At 64.7% G+C, this 14,468-nt stretch carries 15 protein-coding genes, 3 pseudogenes and 1 riboswitch; of the genes and pseudogenes, 9 read left to right on the forward strand and 9 right to left on the reverse strand.

Annotation, left to right across the window (positions count from 1 at the left end; all coding sequences use genetic code 11):
* Nucleotides 1-193: 193 nt before the first annotated feature.
* The 5 genes from MOX02_RS27170 to MOX02_RS27190 all read right to left on the reverse strand — a co-directional run bounded on the left by MOX02_RS27170 (nucleotide 194) and on the right by MOX02_RS27190 (nucleotide 4,985).
* Nucleotides 194-697 (reverse strand): hypothetical protein, encoded by a 504-nt coding sequence (locus MOX02_RS27170; protein ID WP_306424537.1) that lies wholly within the window; start codon nucleotides 695-697, stop codon nucleotides 194-196.
* Nucleotides 698-1,416: 719 nt separating this feature from the next.
* Nucleotides 1,417-2,535, reverse strand: coding sequence for a site-2 protease family protein (locus MOX02_RS27175; RefSeq protein ID WP_147028929.1), 1,119 nt, complete (start codon nucleotides 2,533-2,535; stop codon nucleotides 1,417-1,419).
* A 103-nt stretch (nucleotides 2,536-2,638) separates the two neighbouring features.
* Complete coding sequence (locus tag MOX02_RS27180; RefSeq protein ID WP_306424538.1) at nucleotides 2,639-2,998, reverse strand: hypothetical protein; 360 nt, start codon at nucleotides 2,996-2,998, stop codon at nucleotides 2,639-2,641.
* Between the two features lie 68 nt (nucleotides 2,999-3,066).
* Nucleotides 3,067-3,573 carry a DUF4142 domain-containing protein gene (locus tag MOX02_RS27185; protein ID WP_238179944.1) on the reverse strand — a complete coding sequence of 169 codons (507 nt, stop codon included), beginning with the start codon at nucleotides 3,571-3,573 and terminating at the stop codon, nucleotides 3,067-3,069.
* 518 nt (nucleotides 3,574-4,091) lie between these two features.
* Nucleotides 4,092-4,985: a cobalamin B12-binding domain-containing protein gene (locus tag MOX02_RS27190; RefSeq protein WP_147028931.1), complete on the reverse strand. Its 894-nt coding sequence runs from the start codon at nucleotides 4,983-4,985 to the stop codon at nucleotides 4,092-4,094.
* Between the two features lie 638 nt (nucleotides 4,986-5,623).
* Between MOX02_RS27190 and MOX02_RS27195 the strand changes: the two genes are divergently transcribed.
* Complete coding sequence (locus tag MOX02_RS27195) at nucleotides 5,624-5,827, forward strand: hypothetical protein (RefSeq protein WP_147028932.1); 204 nt, start codon at nucleotides 5,624-5,626, stop codon at nucleotides 5,825-5,827.
* A 36-nt stretch (nucleotides 5,828-5,863) separates the two neighbouring features.
* On the opposite strand, the gene MOX02_RS31615 is transcribed toward MOX02_RS27195, so the two are convergent.
* Nucleotides 5,864-6,040: a hypothetical protein gene (locus MOX02_RS31615; protein WP_170268013.1), complete on the reverse strand. Its 177-nt coding sequence runs from the start codon at nucleotides 6,038-6,040 to the stop codon at nucleotides 5,864-5,866.
* Nucleotides 6,041-6,338: 298 nt separating this feature from the next.
* Here MOX02_RS31615 and MOX02_RS27200 point away from each other — a divergent pair, with 298 nt between their 5' ends.
* The 5 genes and pseudogenes from MOX02_RS27200 to MOX02_RS27220 form a co-directional block, all read left to right on the forward strand.
* Nucleotides 6,339-7,340, forward strand: a complete 1,002-nt coding sequence (locus tag MOX02_RS27200; RefSeq protein WP_147028933.1) for an SDR family oxidoreductase — start codon at nucleotides 6,339-6,341, stop codon at nucleotides 7,338-7,340.
* A 120-nt stretch (nucleotides 7,341-7,460) separates the two neighbouring features.
* Nucleotides 7,461-7,943 (forward strand): hypothetical protein, encoded by a 483-nt coding sequence (locus MOX02_RS27205; protein ID WP_147028934.1) that lies wholly within the window; start codon nucleotides 7,461-7,463, stop codon nucleotides 7,941-7,943.
* A 302-nt stretch (nucleotides 7,944-8,245) separates the two neighbouring features.
* Nucleotides 8,246-8,473 (forward strand): DUF6894 family protein, encoded by a 228-nt coding sequence (locus tag MOX02_RS27210; RefSeq protein WP_147028935.1) that lies wholly within the window; start codon nucleotides 8,246-8,248, stop codon nucleotides 8,471-8,473.
* Between the two features lie 124 nt (nucleotides 8,474-8,597).
* Nucleotides 8,598-9,755, forward strand: a complete 1,158-nt coding sequence (locus MOX02_RS27215; RefSeq protein ID WP_170268014.1) for a PAS domain-containing protein — start codon at nucleotides 8,598-8,600, stop codon at nucleotides 9,753-9,755.
* A gap of 65 nt (nucleotides 9,756-9,820) precedes the next feature.
* Nucleotides 9,821-10,018, forward strand: a pseudogene (locus MOX02_RS27220) (helix-turn-helix domain-containing protein); the annotation flags it as partial.
* Between the two features lie 6 nt (nucleotides 10,019-10,024).
* Here MOX02_RS27220 and MOX02_RS27225 read toward each other — a convergent pair.
* Nucleotides 10,025-10,595 (reverse strand): annotated as a pseudogene (locus MOX02_RS27225) (YrrC family ATP-dependent DNA helicase); the annotation flags it as partial.
* Nucleotides 10,596-10,923: 328 nt separating this feature from the next.
* Nucleotides 10,924-11,145 carry a hypothetical protein gene (locus tag MOX02_RS27230; protein ID WP_147028937.1) on the reverse strand — a complete coding sequence of 74 codons (222 nt, stop codon included), beginning with the start codon at nucleotides 11,143-11,145 and terminating at the stop codon, nucleotides 10,924-10,926.
* Nucleotides 11,146-11,394: 249 nt separating this feature from the next.
* A riboswitch (SAM-I-IV-variant riboswitch) is annotated at nucleotides 11,395-11,503 on the forward strand.
* 34 nt (nucleotides 11,504-11,537) lie between these two features.
* Here MOX02_RS27230 and MOX02_RS27235 point away from each other — a divergent pair.
* Complete coding sequence (locus MOX02_RS27235; RefSeq protein ID WP_147028938.1) at nucleotides 11,538-12,242, forward strand: hypothetical protein; 705 nt, start codon at nucleotides 11,538-11,540, stop codon at nucleotides 12,240-12,242.
* Nucleotides 12,243-12,424: 182 nt separating this feature from the next.
* On the forward strand, nucleotides 12,425-12,979 hold the full coding sequence (locus tag MOX02_RS27240) for a Ros/MucR family transcriptional regulator (RefSeq protein WP_147028939.1): 555 nt from the start codon (nucleotides 12,425-12,427) through the stop codon (nucleotides 12,977-12,979).
* Between the two features lie 6 nt (nucleotides 12,980-12,985).
* Here the strand turns inward: MOX02_RS27240 and MOX02_RS27245 are convergent, their stop codons facing one another.
* Nucleotides 12,986-13,369, reverse strand: coding sequence for a hypothetical protein (locus MOX02_RS27245; protein ID WP_147028940.1), 384 nt, complete (start codon nucleotides 13,367-13,369; stop codon nucleotides 12,986-12,988).
* Between the two features lie 322 nt (nucleotides 13,370-13,691).
* Here MOX02_RS27245 and MOX02_RS27250 point away from each other — a divergent pair.
* A pseudogene (locus MOX02_RS27250) lies at nucleotides 13,692-14,468 on the forward strand (class I poly(R)-hydroxyalkanoic acid synthase); the annotation flags it as partial.

Raw genomic sequence — 14,468 nt, forward strand, 5'->3', positions numbered from 1 at the left:
GAGATTCATCGCGGGCGGTCGCGCTCCTGTCCGCGCGGCGCTCTTCATAGAAGCCAAAGCTCGTCGCTCTGACTGCACACCATCCTCAACGCCATTCCGAGAGACGGAGCGCCACGGCAGCCCGCTTGACCGGCAAGGCAGCCGCTCATCTGCCCGATCCAAAAAATCGATCGGGTCAATGCCTGCTGAAGCTCTAGGTGACGCTGCGCGGGCGGTACTTCTCCGGCGGCTGCGGGTTGTTCGCGGGGTTTGTGTCATGCTTTGACAACCGCTCGATCATGGTGCCTCCCACGAGCGGCCGCAGGTCCGCCTCGAGCGCATCGGCTTCGTCCCTGCTGTAAATCTCCCGTCCATCCACATGAAGCGCGAAGGATTTGAGGTGCTTTGCCCGCTTCTCCGGGTCCTCGAGGGTCGCCTTGGTCCAGGCGTAGAGCGGGTACGCCTCAACGCCCTGCCGCTCTGCTTCGGCGACATAACCTGCAAACGCGTCGAACTGCGCCAGCATCTTCGCATGGTGCTTGGCCAGAATGCCGGCAAGCGGAGCGAGTTCTGGGCTGCCCAGATCCGTCCGAGCGGCCTCGACGAGCTCATCCGGTAGACAGATCCGGAGTTGATATAGCCACGGCTCGCTCATGGTTTGCTCACACAGGATCGCGCCATCCGTCGAAAGCCTGAGCGTGCCTTGGCTCGCGGTCAACCCGTGCCACGGCGTTGCCGCGGGAGCGGTTCTCACGGGCCACGAGCGGGATCACAGCTCCACGCGCCTGCCGCGATCTCAACGGCTAAGCGAACCCACCGAGGGACGCGAATGGGCAGAAGCAGCTGCTACCGGCCGCCTTGGGGGTACCAATCATCATCGCCATACTGGCCTTGGCGTGCCGACGGCGATCGTTGCTCATCGGCTGGTTCAACCCGTCGCGTTGACCCCGGTCGAGTTTCCTTGTCACCTCGCTCACCCGTTTTTGTGCGCACGGTAGTTCGAGATGCAGGGACTCCTCCGAACTGCTCCTGTGGGCTTTCCGCACGTGACCTATGCGCCCTGCGACCTGCCCGGCGCTTGCAACGACAACCAACGACAAGCTCCCGCAGGGTTGAAGATCGCTGTTGCGGCGTTCATTGGCTTTCTTGAGGTTATAATCCTTCTCGTCCAGCCGGATGTATGAGAGCATCATCCTCACGGCCCACCCAAACTGGGCCGTTCTGATGGGCTCAGACGTGTCCACGGAGCGCAATTCAGTGGCTCGACGTCACTCTCCTGTAACGGCTCTGGGACGTTCCGTTCGGGCAAGCCCTATCGGAAGCAGCCGGCCCTTGGCCATCCTCGCCCCAACGGCGGATTTTTTGTCTCCTCGGCGTCATGGAGGGAGTCGCGGGCGGCACCGATCACCAGTGGCCTGCAAGCGGTAGCACCTTCGGTCACGCGGAAGGTCGGATCCGGGGCACGATCGGCGAGCGCCGCTCAGGGCGTGCGGACAAGACCATCATCATCTCACCGACATTCTCGGGCGTGATCAGGCCCACGAGCCGGCCTGTTCCATCCGCCACGCCGACTGCCGCCAGTTGCTTCTCCTGCATCAGCCGCAGAGCATCCTCTAGTAGCTGGCGGTCCCGGACGACCGGAACGTCAGGACGCATCACCTCAAGCACCGGCGTCTCCGGGCCGCGCTCGCGCAGCGCGCGGATCATGTCGTCCCGCGTGAGCACGCCCCGCAACTGCCCCGCACCGTCTACGACCGGAAACTCGTGCTGCGTCGTGGCGATGAGGCAGCGCACGGCATCCTCGACCACGCTGCCGGGCTGTAGGCTCTCGAAGCGCGTGATCATGGCGTCCGCGGCGAGAAGGCCGCGCGACACCTGCTGCATCTGGACCGCGTGAGCCTCGGAGGCGGCGCCGAGATAGACGAACAGGGCGATGAACATCAGCAGCGGATTGCCGCCGAGCAGACCCCACAGGCCGAACGCGAAGGCCAGCGCCTGCCCCACCCGCGAGGCGATCTGCGTGCCTCGAGCGTAGCCGAGGCGGTGCGCGAGAATGGCGCGCAACACGCGACCACCATCCATCGGAAAAGCCGGGATCAGGTTGAACGCCACGAGGAACAGGTTCACCCACAGCAGTCGCTCCAGCAGGCTCACCCCAGGGTTGGCCACCTCCGTTCCGGCATCTGAGGCCAAGCCGCCCAGAGCCAGGAAGAGCAGCAGGGCGATGGCGATGTTCACCGCAGGCCCGGCCAGCGCTACGACGAGCTCCTGAGCGGGCTTCTCCGGGACGCGTTCGAGGCGAGCCACGCCCCCGATCGGCAGGAGCGTGATGTCGGGCGTCTGGATGCCATAGCGGCGGGCCGCGAAGACATGCCCGAACTCATGCAGGAGCACGCAGAGGAACAGGAGCACGATGTAGAGCACGCTCTGCAAAGCGGCACCTTGCCCACCTCGGGCAAAGGCGACCACGCCGATCCAGACGAGGAAGAGCAGGAACGTGATGTGGACGCGGATGACCGTGCCCTTCACCACGCCTATCGGGAGCGACCAGCCCATAGCTTCTCCTGCCAAGTCCCTGTCTGCTCCGAGGCGAGCCAGCCTTTCAAGCTGAGGCTCAGGCTGAGAGCGGCGCGGTTAGCAAGCTTTGGACATTCGCTGATCAGGGGATCAGCCAGAGCGCGAGGCCCATGCTCGCCGCGGCCACAACGATGAAGCCCGCGAACCCCGGCAGCACCCACCAGCGGCTGCCGTGGGGATCTGCCATGGCCCGCGCCTTGCGGGATGCCGCCTCCGTCTCCCGCGCCAGAGCGATGCGCTCAAGCGTGGGCGGGGTCCCGGCCACCTCATCGCAGGTACCGAGCTGTGCCATCCCGACGTCGTAATGCTCGACCTTGTCGCCCGTCCGGCCGCTGTCGATGTCGGCTTTCAGCATCGCGGTCGTCGGCCTGTCCGACGGCGGCGGTGCTTCGACCGGAATGTCGCCCGGCGAGGGCGGATCTTCAGATCGAAACAGCGCCACGGATCCTCACCCTCCCGAAGATTTCGCCACCCGCACCGCGGGTGAGGATGGCGAGCGCAAGCGCGGCCTCAGCCACGTCCGAGCTGCTTCTCGATGTCCTGCAGGAGCGCGAGGTGCTCCTTGATCTGGCCGCGCATCAGCTTCGTCACGTTCAGGTTCTCGCGATCCTTGCCGCTCTTCAGGTAGGTCTCCTGGATCTGCAGCAGCTGCTGATGGCCCTGGATCTGGCCCTGAACGTACTCGCGGTCGAAGGCGCCGGCCTCGGCCTTCTGCAGCTTCTCCACCATCTGCTTGCCCTTGGCATCGAGGTTCGTCTGCGTCACCTCGGCCGAGGGAGCCTTGACCTGGCCGCTGGCGGGCGTGCTCTGGTCGCGCATGGACTTGAGCACGTCCGCAATCGTCTCCTGCTCCGCCACTTCGAACTGCGCGAACTCCTTCACCTTCGGGTTCTGCGCCTTCTTCAGGGCGATGCGGCTGGTCTCGAGGGACATCAGGCCGGCCGTCGAGGTATCGGCGGCGTGCTTGGCTTCCGCCTCGCCCATGGCGGCGGCGGTGTTGCCGCTCTTCTCGGACACTGAACTCGAGGCGTTCTGCGCGAACGCTGAGAACGCGAAGATTGGCATCGAAACAGCAGCTGCAACAGCGGTGAGAGCACGGCGGCGGTCCATGGCGATTCCTCCTGAGGATTGGGCGATCAGCCTGCGCGAACGGCGCTGTTCGGATCAGGCCCATGCAGAAGCGCAACCACGAGCAGGAGGGCGTAGTTGCTGCTTAACTGCCGCTTCTGCAGAGAATGCGTCAGCATGGCACACGTCGGCGTGGCGCGGGAACCAGACTTACCGCGAAGGAGCCGCGCTGGTGCGGAGACATCTTTTCGGGCCCGCTCCGCCACGAATGCCGTCGGGTCCGCTTCACCGCCTCAGTGCTGTCGTCATAACATGGAGGAGAACGACGATGAGCTTCCTGCTTTTTCTCGCTTTCGTAGGCCCATACCTTGCGCTTGCCGTGCTCAACCTTCTGAGCATGCGGAAGCCCAAGCCACTCTGATCAGATCAGGGCTCAGCCGAGCCAGCACGAGCGCCCATCAAACCGATCACGTGTCAGAACGGTTTGCCTGAGCAGCAAGATCGAGCAGCCGCTGCGCCAGCAGAACGGCTGTCGGAGCATCGGCAGCTGAGGCATCAGCTCCCATCTGCGTGACAAGCTCGGGCTTTGCTAGAAAGACTGGACCACCCACCATGATGCCGATGGTTCCGTTGCGGGAGGCGCGGCGAACATCCTGGATGACGGCGGCCAGTCGGTCCACGTGCGTCTCGCAGCTGAGCGTCAGGCCCGCCACGCCAAACCACTCCGACCGGACGAGCGCAGCAATCTGCTGCGGCTCCAGATCCAAGCCGCAGGTGACCTCCCAGCCAGCTGTGCGCAGGAACTGCTCGACGATGGCAATGCCGAACCTGTGCTGCTCACCAGGAGCGCCGATCAACAGGACGCGGCGCCTCTCCTCTGTGGCGGCCGGAACACCATCGATCCGGAAGCCCGCCAAGAGTAGCTGAAGGCGAGCCGCTCCTGCGGTTACCTCGATGAAGTCGCAGAGATCCTCCTCCCACAGGCGGCCGAGCAGGGCGGCAGAGGGAGCGAGCAGGTCGAGAAACAGGTCACCGGCTGCGTAGCCCGCGCCCAACAGCTCTGAGAACGTGCTGAACGCCGGAACAGGATCCTGAGCGAGGATGAGCACGGTGAACTCGGAAATGAACTCAGTGTCTAGCTTGGGTGCAGACCTCACTATCGCCTGCTCGAGCGTCGGGTGACGCAGGCGCAAGCGAGGAATGATCTCGGTCCGCACCAGGTCGCTCAAGGCTAGGTGCCGCTCGCGTGCTTCTTGGGCGGCGCGCTTTCGCGCGTAGGCGCGGCGAATGTCTGCCGCCTCCGGAGGTTCCGGCGTCAGTAGCCCGGCCAGCCCAGAGGCAAGGAAATCGAGGTTCCGCATCGCCCCCCAATCCCGCATTATCGTTGCTGGCAGCGCTGCGGTTAGCCGAGCACTGCGCAATTGTTTTGCGTATGAGAGTTGGGAACGGGCAGCGTGTAAAGTTCGACTTTAGTGGCGTGAGCGCGGCTGTGTGTCGCTCAGCCGCCGGATGCCGCTGCCGAGAACTCAGCTTCGCTCAGATCGCATGCCCACCGGCGCGCAAGGTAGCGCGTGGCCTCGCGGCTGGCTGAGGAGATCTGGTGAACGGGATTGAGCCACCTAAGCCGGTTGGCGGAAGAGGTAGCTCTCTGATCGTGAGAGCAGCTCGTCGCCGTGCTCACTCCGCGACAGCGGCTCTCGCACAGGGATCGGAACCGGCCTCCCCTCTCGCCTCTGCAGCAGGCGTTCGAGGCGCTGTTGCCACCCGCGGGACCGCTCAGAGTGCGAGAGCTCCAGGCTCTGCTTGGTCCAGAACAGGTCCAGGATCATGAGGACGATCCAAGGTCCGCCGATGCCCAGAAAGAACGCCACCGCCTCACCCTCACCTGCAGCATTGCCCGCGCGTCGGTGATGAAGGATAGAACCCGCCTCTGATCTCTCAACGTCGCCGCGGCTGCGGCGGCGCCGTGAGGGCTCAATGTACGGGTTCTACTGAGGTCATGAGCGACAAGCAGTTCAGCGTCTGGCTTGGCAGCACGGTGGGGTTCACGCTGGCCGCCGTTGTCGGCCTGATCGGGGCCGGCGTACTCGACAGGGTCAATCCGCCGGTGATCCTGCTGATCGCCCTGTTCGTCGCCCTGGCTTCGGCTGGTGGGCAGCTGGGCCTGTTCATCTTGGACCTGATTGAGCGTCAGAGACCCTGAGGAACACGCCCTCGCTGCCCATGCGATTAGGAAAGCCTAGTGCTCGGTGCCGGGCCGGTTCGGCCGCGGTGCTTCGCCGTGCCGCTGGGTGAAGGCAGAGCGCTTCGGGTCACCTTTGGACTGCGCTACACGCGCGCGCATCCAGAGTGCGGCGCCGATGACAAGCGCCAGCGTGGCCACGGCGAGCACGATGATCAAGATCTCATTGTTCATGCTGGTAGTCCGGGTCTGAGGATTTCAGATGCAATTGGCAGGTGCCCGGCGAAGTTCCTGACAGACGTTTTTGTCGCTCACCGTTCGCCTGGTGGGACTGATGCCCGGATGAATGAACCACCTCCCAATCTCGGAGGTCAGCCTCAGTCGATGCGATGTCAGTGCATGGGCTCGCGCACGGGGCAACGAAAGCTTAGCGCCTGCGCGCGAGAAAACCGCGCAGGCCGCAACGCCTCGGCACTTCATGCGTAGCCCTGCCGTCGCTGTGAGTTGAGTGAGCGACAGGGAGCTGCCGGACATGAAGCACAAGCCTCTGCGCGAGCAGATCATCGTGATCACCGGCGCGTCGAGCGGCATCGGCTTGGCGACCGCCCGCATGGCTGCGGAGCGCGGCGCCCGGGTGGTGCTCGCCGCCCGCAGCGAAAACGTACTCGCTAAGCTGGCTGACAAGCTCGGTGACCGCATCGCCTACGTGCGGGCCGACGTTGGTCGCAGGGAGGACGTGCAAGCCATCTCCAACAAAGCCATCGCGACGTTCGGCGGCTTCGACACCTGGGTCAACGTTGCCGGCCTGACCGTCTACGGGCCCTTGCGCGAGATCGCCTACGAGGACCATGAGCGTCTCATCCAGACCAATCTCTGGGGCACGGTGAACGGCTCGCTCGTGGCTGTGGAGCACCTGCGGAAGCGCGGCGGCGCGCTGATCAACGTCGGCAGCGTCGCCTCCGACCTCGCCTTCCCCTTCCAGGGCCTCTACGCCACCTCCAAGCACGCGGTGAAAGGCTTCACCGACACCCTGCGCATGGAGCTAATTGCCGAGGGTGCGCCGGTCTCCGTCACTCTGGTAAAGCCAACCTCCATCGACACGCCGCTGCCGCAGCGCGCCCGCAACTACATGGATCGCGAGCCGACGCTGCCGCCGCCGATCTACCCGCCGGAAGAGGTGGCGAACGCCATCCTGCACGCCGCCGTGCACCCGCAGCGCGACATCTTCGTGGGTGGAGCTGGCAAGCTGTTCGTGATGGGCAAGGAGTTCGCGCCCGGCGCTTACGACGAGCTCGCGCCCGCCATCATCGCCCTGCAGAAGCGCTCCGAGCCGCCCAGGAACCCGGAGGGCGCCCTGCACGCACCAGCACGGGCCGGTCGGGAACGCGGCGATCCGCCGGTCTATGTGATGCGCAGCAGCGCCTACACCCGGGCGACCCTGCATCCGCTGGCAACGGTGAGCGTTGCTGCCGGTCTGGCTGCCACGGCTGCCTTGCTGCTCTCTCAAAGGCCGCGCCGCAGAAGCCGAGCCTGATGCAGCAGACCGGCCGGCGAGTAGCAGTTCCACGATGTTCAGGGTCTGCATAGGTGGCTACCAGGCAGCCCCACGCAGAGCAGGCGGCAGAGACCCCGTCACGCTCGCAGAGGAGATAGGATGCAAAGGCTCGGACCATCGTTCGGTATCGGTTTCGTGGCCGGCCTTCGCAGCATGACGGCGTGTGCTGCCTTGAGCTGGGCCGCCTCGCAGCGGCGGACACGCGTCACCTGGATCCCCGATGGCCCCGGAGCACGCGGCCTGATCACGGCGCTCGCCTTGGCAGAGATGGCCGGCGACAAGATGCCCTTTGCACCGGACCGGCGCATTCCGCCCTCCTTCGCGGCACGGCTCGCGATCGGAGCCGCAGGCGGTGTAGCGTTGGCCGAACCGAGAGCCTTGAGGCGCAATGCTGCCCTTGCCGGGATGGCGGGTGCTATCGCCGGCACTTTGCTGGGCCGTGCCGCGCGCGGGGGCACGACACGCTCCACCTCCGGCTTGGCACGCGGGCTGACGGAAGACGTGATGGCAGCTGGGCTGGCCGCTGCATTGGTTCGGCACGCCCAGCGAGACAGCCACGATCCGCGCGACGTCGTGACCTGACCGGCTGGCTTTGGACCGGACTGGCCGTGAGATTCAGCCGGGACTGGAGGAGCTGGAGATCAAGCCGGGTTCAGCGCTGTCCGGGGCAGCGGCCTGTGTGCAGTTCGCTGACATGCGGCCCAGGGCCTCGGAGGTAACCGAAGGCAAATGCGCGAGAGAGGCGCCAGCGTTATAGTTCCGCCGCCAGGAAAGACGTGCAGCATCATGCAAATGTTAGTGGCAGCGCCCGAGCGGCTTTGCTACCCGAGGTTGCGTGAGGTGTCGCAAGAGCATCCGCCAACAGAAGAGAAGCAGGTGAGGAAATGGCTCGGTTTTTCTTTGACGTTTATCGAGACGGCAGAAAGATCGTAGATCCTGAGGGATCATATTGCGAGAACATCGGCCTGGCCTACCGCGAGGCCAAGCGCCTCGTTGAGGTGCTGGTCAACGAAGGCGACGAGTCCAAGTATCCGTTCTGCAGCTCTTGGGTTGAGGTCACCTATGCCGACAGATCGACCCTCTTCCGGCTGCCAGTTATGAAGGCCGCATAGGCCCATTGCGAAGGGAGGTGTATGCTAGGTTACCCGAGTACTCTTATGTGTCCGATGGCCTTCTAGCGCTGCAAACCGCGGCACCGGCCGCGGGAAGCGACACTCAGCGTTGATGAGTTGTGTCATGATCAGCCCGACCGCTGACATGCTCCAGAGCGACGCTCCAGCACCAGCAGCTTCGGAGCGACAATCTGGGCTCTTCCGGTCAGTCCTCGACGGCATCGGCGAAGCTGTCATCATCACCGGCCCCGAGCTGGAACGTCCCGGTCCAGTCATCGAGTACGTCAACCCGGCCTTCACCCGCATGACCGGCTACACGGCCGCGGAAGCCGTTGGGCAGACGCCGCGTATTCTGCAAGGGCCGCTGACTGACAGGGCGGTCCTCGGCCATCTGCGCGCCGACCTTGAAACACGTGAGGCCTTTCAGGGCACGGCCATCAACTACCGCAAGGATGGCAGCACCTTCACGATGCACTGGCACATCACACCGCTGCGCAACGAGGCCGGAAACCTGACGCACTGGGTCGCTCTGCAACGGGAGATCCAGCCCAGTGACCCGATTGGCGACCAACCTATGGAGCGCGTCGCCCGCGTCCGCGAGATCATGAACCAAGCCGTTGCGGGACTGGCTCACACGATCGGTGCACCTGCTGACTTGAGCCAGCTGATGGACCAACTAGCCCAGACCTCTCGCGAGCTACAGAGACAGGTACGCACGACACTGGGGCTCGTGCGCTCCATCGCGCGCCGCACTGCCGAGACCCACGAGGCAGCGGCGGAGTATGCTGCGCACCTCGACAGCCGGATCGACGCGCTGCAGCGCCTCAAAAGTGCCTCGCTGCAAAGCCCACCGACCGGGATCGACCTGGAGTGGCTGGTTGCCGACGAACTGCAGGCGTTCGAGATGGAGATGCCGGACCGCGTGCGTATCTCTGGACCGCCGATTAACCTTTTGCCTCAAGCCGCCGAGATGCTCGGCTTAGCCATTCATGAGCTCACGACCAATGCGCTGAAGTTCGGAGCCTTGTCGGAGCGGGGTGGATCTGTCTCGGTGCGGTGGCGGCTCCGCTTCAGCGAGCGCGTTCCTTGCCTTGTATTCAGGTGGGCGGAGCGCGAGGTGTCGGAGGCGATCTCACCGCCGTCTCACACAGGGTTCGGCCTGAAGCTACTAGAGCAGATCCTGCCGGCGGACCTCGCTGCGCGCTCGCAGGTGCGCTTCGTGCCGAGTGGCGTGTTGTGCCGGATCGACCTGCCGATGTCGGCTCAGGTGATGTCCCGCTAGAGCGTCATCCGAGTGGGCTGAAACGAACGTGGTGATGAGGGGTTGGTCGGCGAAGGAGAGCGCCGATGTCCTCAGCCCTGTCCGTCGGTCTGCGCCAGCGCGTGGTCCATGCCGTCGAGGCCGGGGCGTCGGGACATCAAGCCGCCGAGCGTTTTGGGGTCAGCCTTGCCAGTGCGAGCCGGTGGTGCGGGCAGTTGGCCCGGGCGGGCCACGTCGCGCCCAAGCCGATGGGCGGAGATCAGCGCTCTCACCGGATCGAGGCACAGTTATGACCTTGATGGACTCGTGACCATAGGTCTTGAAGATGCGCACCGCCCGCGCCGTGCCGACGCCGTGAGCGTGTAGGAAGATCATGATCTCCCGCACCGCCTTCTGCTCGGCCCAGCCGCGCACGATGCGCTCGGCGCGTTTGGGGCCGATGCCGCCAACCTCCTTCAGCCGCTCCGGCTCGGCCTCGATGATCTCGAAGGTCTGCTCGCCAAATAGCGCGACGATGCGCTTGGCCATGGCTGGACCGATGCCGCGCATGTAGCCGGAGGCGAGGTACTTCTCGATGCCCTCGACGCCGGTCGGCGGCGTGGCTTTCAGGGTGTCGGCTTTGAACTGGAGCCCGTGCTGGCGGTCTGAGAACCAGATGCCGGTGGCGGTGATCCACTCGCCTGCGCCGATGGCGGGCGCATGCCCGACGACCGGCACGAGATCACGCTTGCCGCGGGTCTGCACCTTGAGCACGCAGAAGCCGGTCTCGGTATTGTGGAAGGTGACGCGCTCGACCGTGCCCGCGAGCGTCTCGACGGGCGTACCGCGGTCAAATTGGCTCGGAGCCGCCCTCTGGTTCATCTCACATGCTCAGCCAGCATCCAGTGCCTCGGGCAGGACAGCCTACTGCTGCGTCTGACGCTCGACGATCATGTTGCGCACTCCGTCACCAGAAGATTGTTCGATTTTTGTTCGCCGCAATGACAGGGGCGCCGAGTAGGGCGACACCGCCCGAGCCGATCAGGAGTTCGTGCATCGCTCGAAGCCGCTGTTGAACGCAATGCTGAGGCTGAGCTTCTGCAGTATCCTGTCGGCCAGGAGGCGTTCGCGTCGCTCAATGCACAGGCACCCCTCCCCTCGCCCGCCTCGCTCGGGCGATCGACCTGCCAGCGTCGCCGCGGCACCTGCATCAGGATCGATAACTGTCGAGTTGGGCTCGTCCGGCTGCGGTGATCCGAAGGCGAGCAGGCTTATCACTGACACGTGCAACCGCCTTCTCGGCGACCAAGGCGTTCAGGGCATCCTTCAGGGCTTGAAACGAGAGCCTGGAGCCCGCAGCCACCTCGAGGTCTTTGAACGGCACGCCTGCCTCTCCATGCCGAGCATCAAGAGCTTCGAGTATCTCCAGCACCGTGATGCTCTGCAGAGAGTCCGGTCGTGGTGCTCGTGGCCGCATGTGCCCTCCCCTTGCTGCTGGCGCCGCAGCCTAGCAGATCTCTTGCTGCCGTCCGCTTCTTCAACATGGCGGGTCTTCCGGAACAGCCAGGCCGACGCCGAAGCCGACCTTCATGCCGGCTTCATCAAGTAGCTTCTCGTTAGCGTACTCAGGCATTCCGGTAGTCTTCCTTCTTGAAGGGGCGGCCACTCTCAGGCATTCTGCTTGAAGCATCGAGATGAGGCTGGCGCCTCAACCAACCTGCCCTTCCGCGGCAAGGTGGTTCCGGAGATCCGGGATGCGGCCGATCTGATCGGCAACTATAGCGGGAGTGCCAGCCTCCGGCCGTGAACCTGACGGAGGCGCTCATGACCCGTCCGACACCGCTGGCCGACCTTATCCGGACCCGGATGCAGGAGTTGGGGCTTACCGAGGAGGCTCTCGGCCGCCGCCTCGGCTACACCAACCCGGCCAAGGCCGCTGGCCGCGTGCACGCTCTCACGAACGGTCTGCCACTCAGCGCCAAGAGCCGCTTCGCCCTTTGGCGCCTTCCCGAGGCTCTCGAGGTTTCTCCCGCCCTCGTTCTGCAGGCCGTGGCGGATGCCGAGCAGCTCTTCGCCGATTGTGAGCGGGAGACAGCGGAAGAGCGTCGCCTCGCACAGGAAGCGGAGGAGGCCGCCTGGAGAGCCAGCTTCGAACCGCATGCCGTCATCCAGACCGAGCACACGGTGCCGACCCAGATCACGTTCTGTGGGCTGACGGGTGGGGCACGACGCTGGCTCATGATCTCCTTCGATCTGTCCCGCCCGCCTGTGACCTACGTCCGGCAGGCGGTTGATGCTTTGCCTGAGAAGACCATGGCTTGCTCCGGAGGCGGACGGGCAGTCATGTTCTTCGGCCGGGCTCTCGGATTGATCATCAACTACACGCCGGACTCAGCCTTGCGGTGTGACCTTGAGGGCAATCCGCTGGAGGTGCTGGACCGAGCTTACCGACCAGGAGAGGTCAAGCTGTCCTTCGGTGGCCCTCCGTTATCGCCCACGGCCGTGTCTCGGGTGCTCGGCTTCCAGTGAAGCTTCTCAAGGTCAGCCAAGAGCACTGCCCCGTCAGCTTCAGAAAACACGCCGTTCTGCGCACCAGCAGGTGAAGCGAAGCAAAAGATTTTGTTAATGCCGCTTCGAACCTGTGGCGGATTCCTGCTTTCTAGTAGATGCAGAGTAGCTGCCATACCCTCTGCTCAGAAGGCGAATCTTCAATGGACAAGAACACCGAGACCCAAGAAAACGGTTACCTCGAACTCACCAGCAACATCATCTCCGCCTACGTGTCCAACAACAGCGTGCGGGCCTCTGACCTGCCCGGCCTCATCGCGCAGGTTCACTCTGCGCTGACTGGGCTTGAGAATGCAGGCACGACGAGCGAGCCTGTTGTCGAAAAGCCCACGCCAGCCCAGATCAAGAAGTCGATCACGAACGACGCTCTGATCAGCTTCGAGGATGGCAAGCCCTACAAGACGTTGAAACGGCACCTGACGCGGATGGGACTCACACCGGAGGAGTACCGGGCCAAGTACGGGCTGCCGCGTGACTACCCGATGGTGGCGCCCTCCTACTCCGAGCAGCGATCCTCACTCGCCAAGAGCACCGGTCTCGGCCAGCAGCGCCGGCCGCCGGCCGCGAAGGCAGCTGACGTTGCCGAGACCGTGTCCATGCCCCCGAAGGAACGTGGCGGTCGCAAGAAGGCACCAGCAGCCAGTGGGTGGCCTGCCAAGGGGCGCAGCCGCAAGAAGGTGGCGGAGGCTGCCGTGTAGGGCGGCTTAGCGGGTCCAGGCACTCAGCCAGGAAGTGACTGGCTCGAAGACGTAGGCGGTGACCGTCGCCATCCATGCTCCTGCTCGGATGGTGGCTGGCCGCTGCTCTCGGCGCCAGCGTGCCTCTTCCTCGGCAACTTGGGCCGCCAGAACAGCTGTCACGTACACGTCCTCGTGCTCTTTGCAGGCGTCGAGAGCGCTGCGTTGCGAGGCTGCCTTGCTCTGAGTGGCTGGCTGATCAGCGTAGGCCTGCCGCACGCAGCGGTGCCACCGGGCCTCCAGCATCGACTGCGCCGGAGTGTCAGTCCTCGGCAACTCGGGACCGGCAGCAGCGGCGCCGTGGAACAGGCAGAGCGTGGTAGCTAAGGCGAAGCTGGGCAGGGCGCGCATCTGCCGATGATCCGGCAGGCTGGCGAGCACCGCAAGAACAGAACGGCAACACCGGCTGGCTCTCCGCAGACGTGCGGATTCGCCTAGCCAACCTGTTGCGCAGAGGAGACTCGCCTCGGATCAGCTCGGAGCCCGAGCCACTTCAGACACGAAGGACCCGAGTCGCCCGAAAGCCAGACAGGTTGGCAGGGTCACCGCGACCGGATCGAACGGTCTCGGATTGCTGTTGTCCTGATTAAACGCTGCCGGCGTCCCAGCGGCTATGCACATCACGAACTTAGCCGCAGGTGCCTTTCTGGCAACAAGACCTCGGAGGAACCCCATGGCTGACCAGAGCAGCGGCGGCGGTCTAGCTCAGTCCGGTCAATGCAAAAACACGCAGGCGTTCGGACCCGGTGAGGGCAGCGCCAGCATAGGCTCTCAGGGCCCGGACCAGGTGCTGGGCTTCTGGGCTGCTTGGATGGAGCAATTCTCCGCCTCGCCTCAAGCCGCACCGAGTATCGCTTGGCCGCAGTGGCAGAACACGCCTGCGACGCCCGGCCTTCCGGTCCTTTCAAGCAGCCCCGAACAGCTGAGCAAGAGCCTTTCAGACGATCCGCTGCTTCGCTCCATCGATCAGATCTGGAACGCAAACCCGCTGTGCGAAGTCGTTCCCGTGGACTGGGCCGAGATCGCCCGAGCGTTGCGCATCGTCTGGCTGCGCTCGGCCGGAAGGCCGACGTCCGCCCTGTCGCTCATCGACTTCAACCAGGCGCTCTGGGGCTCGCTCCTCAGTGTCTGGCAGGAGGCGGGACAGAGTTGGCTCGGGCTGTTCGGCTTGGCGATGGACAAGGATCCGGGGGCGTCCTCAGGCGACAAGCGGTTCGCCGCACCCGAGTGGCGCACGAACCCCGCCTATCTCGCGCTGAAGGAGCTGTACCTCCTCGCCTCCGACTGGCTGCTGGAGCGGGGCGAGGCAGCTGACATGGAGGAAGGGGAGCGGCAACGCGTCAACTTCCATCTGCGTCAGTTCGTGGACGCGATGAGCCCCGCCCTGATGCTGATGTCCAATCCGGTTGCCCTGCGCAAAGCCGTCGAGACGGGCGGCGCCAGCCTAGGG

Origin of the sequence: Methylobacterium oxalidis (assembly GCF_007992195.1) — a bacterium.
Classification (GTDB): domain Bacteria; phylum Pseudomonadota; class Alphaproteobacteria; order Rhizobiales; family Beijerinckiaceae; genus Methylobacterium; species Methylobacterium oxalidis.

Excerpts from the sequence above, each read along its gene's own strand:
- MOX02_RS27175 (WP_147028929.1), bottom strand. The coding sequence starts at position 2,535 with ATGGGCTGGTCGCTCCCGATAGGCGTGGTGAAGGGCACGGTCATCCGC.
- MOX02_RS27190 (WP_147028931.1), bottom strand. The coding sequence starts at position 4,985 with ATGCGGAACCTCGATTTCCTTGCCTCTGGGCTGGCCGGGCTACTGACG.
- MOX02_RS27195 (WP_147028932.1), top strand. The coding sequence starts at position 5,624 with ATGAGCGACAAGCAGTTCAGCGTCTGGCTTGGCAGCACGGTGGGGTTC.
- MOX02_RS31615 (WP_170268013.1), bottom strand. The coding sequence starts at position 6,040 with ATGAACAATGAGATCTTGATCATCGTGCTCGCCGTGGCCACGCTGGCG.
- MOX02_RS27200 (WP_147028933.1), top strand. The coding sequence starts at position 6,339 with ATGAAGCACAAGCCTCTGCGCGAGCAGATCATCGTGATCACCGGCGCG.
- MOX02_RS27205 (WP_147028934.1), top strand. The coding sequence starts at position 7,461 with ATGCAAAGGCTCGGACCATCGTTCGGTATCGGTTTCGTGGCCGGCCTT.
- MOX02_RS27210 (WP_147028935.1), top strand. The coding sequence starts at position 8,246 with ATGGCTCGGTTTTTCTTTGACGTTTATCGAGACGGCAGAAAGATCGTA.
- MOX02_RS27215 (WP_170268014.1), top strand. The coding sequence starts at position 8,598 with ATGATCAGCCCGACCGCTGACATGCTCCAGAGCGACGCTCCAGCACCA.
- MOX02_RS27235 (WP_147028938.1), top strand. The coding sequence starts at position 11,538 with ATGACCCGTCCGACACCGCTGGCCGACCTTATCCGGACCCGGATGCAG.
- MOX02_RS27240 (WP_147028939.1), top strand. The coding sequence starts at position 12,425 with ATGGACAAGAACACCGAGACCCAAGAAAACGGTTACCTCGAACTCACC.
- MOX02_RS27245 (WP_147028940.1), bottom strand. The coding sequence starts at position 13,369 with ATGCGCGCCCTGCCCAGCTTCGCCTTAGCTACCACGCTCTGCCTGTTC.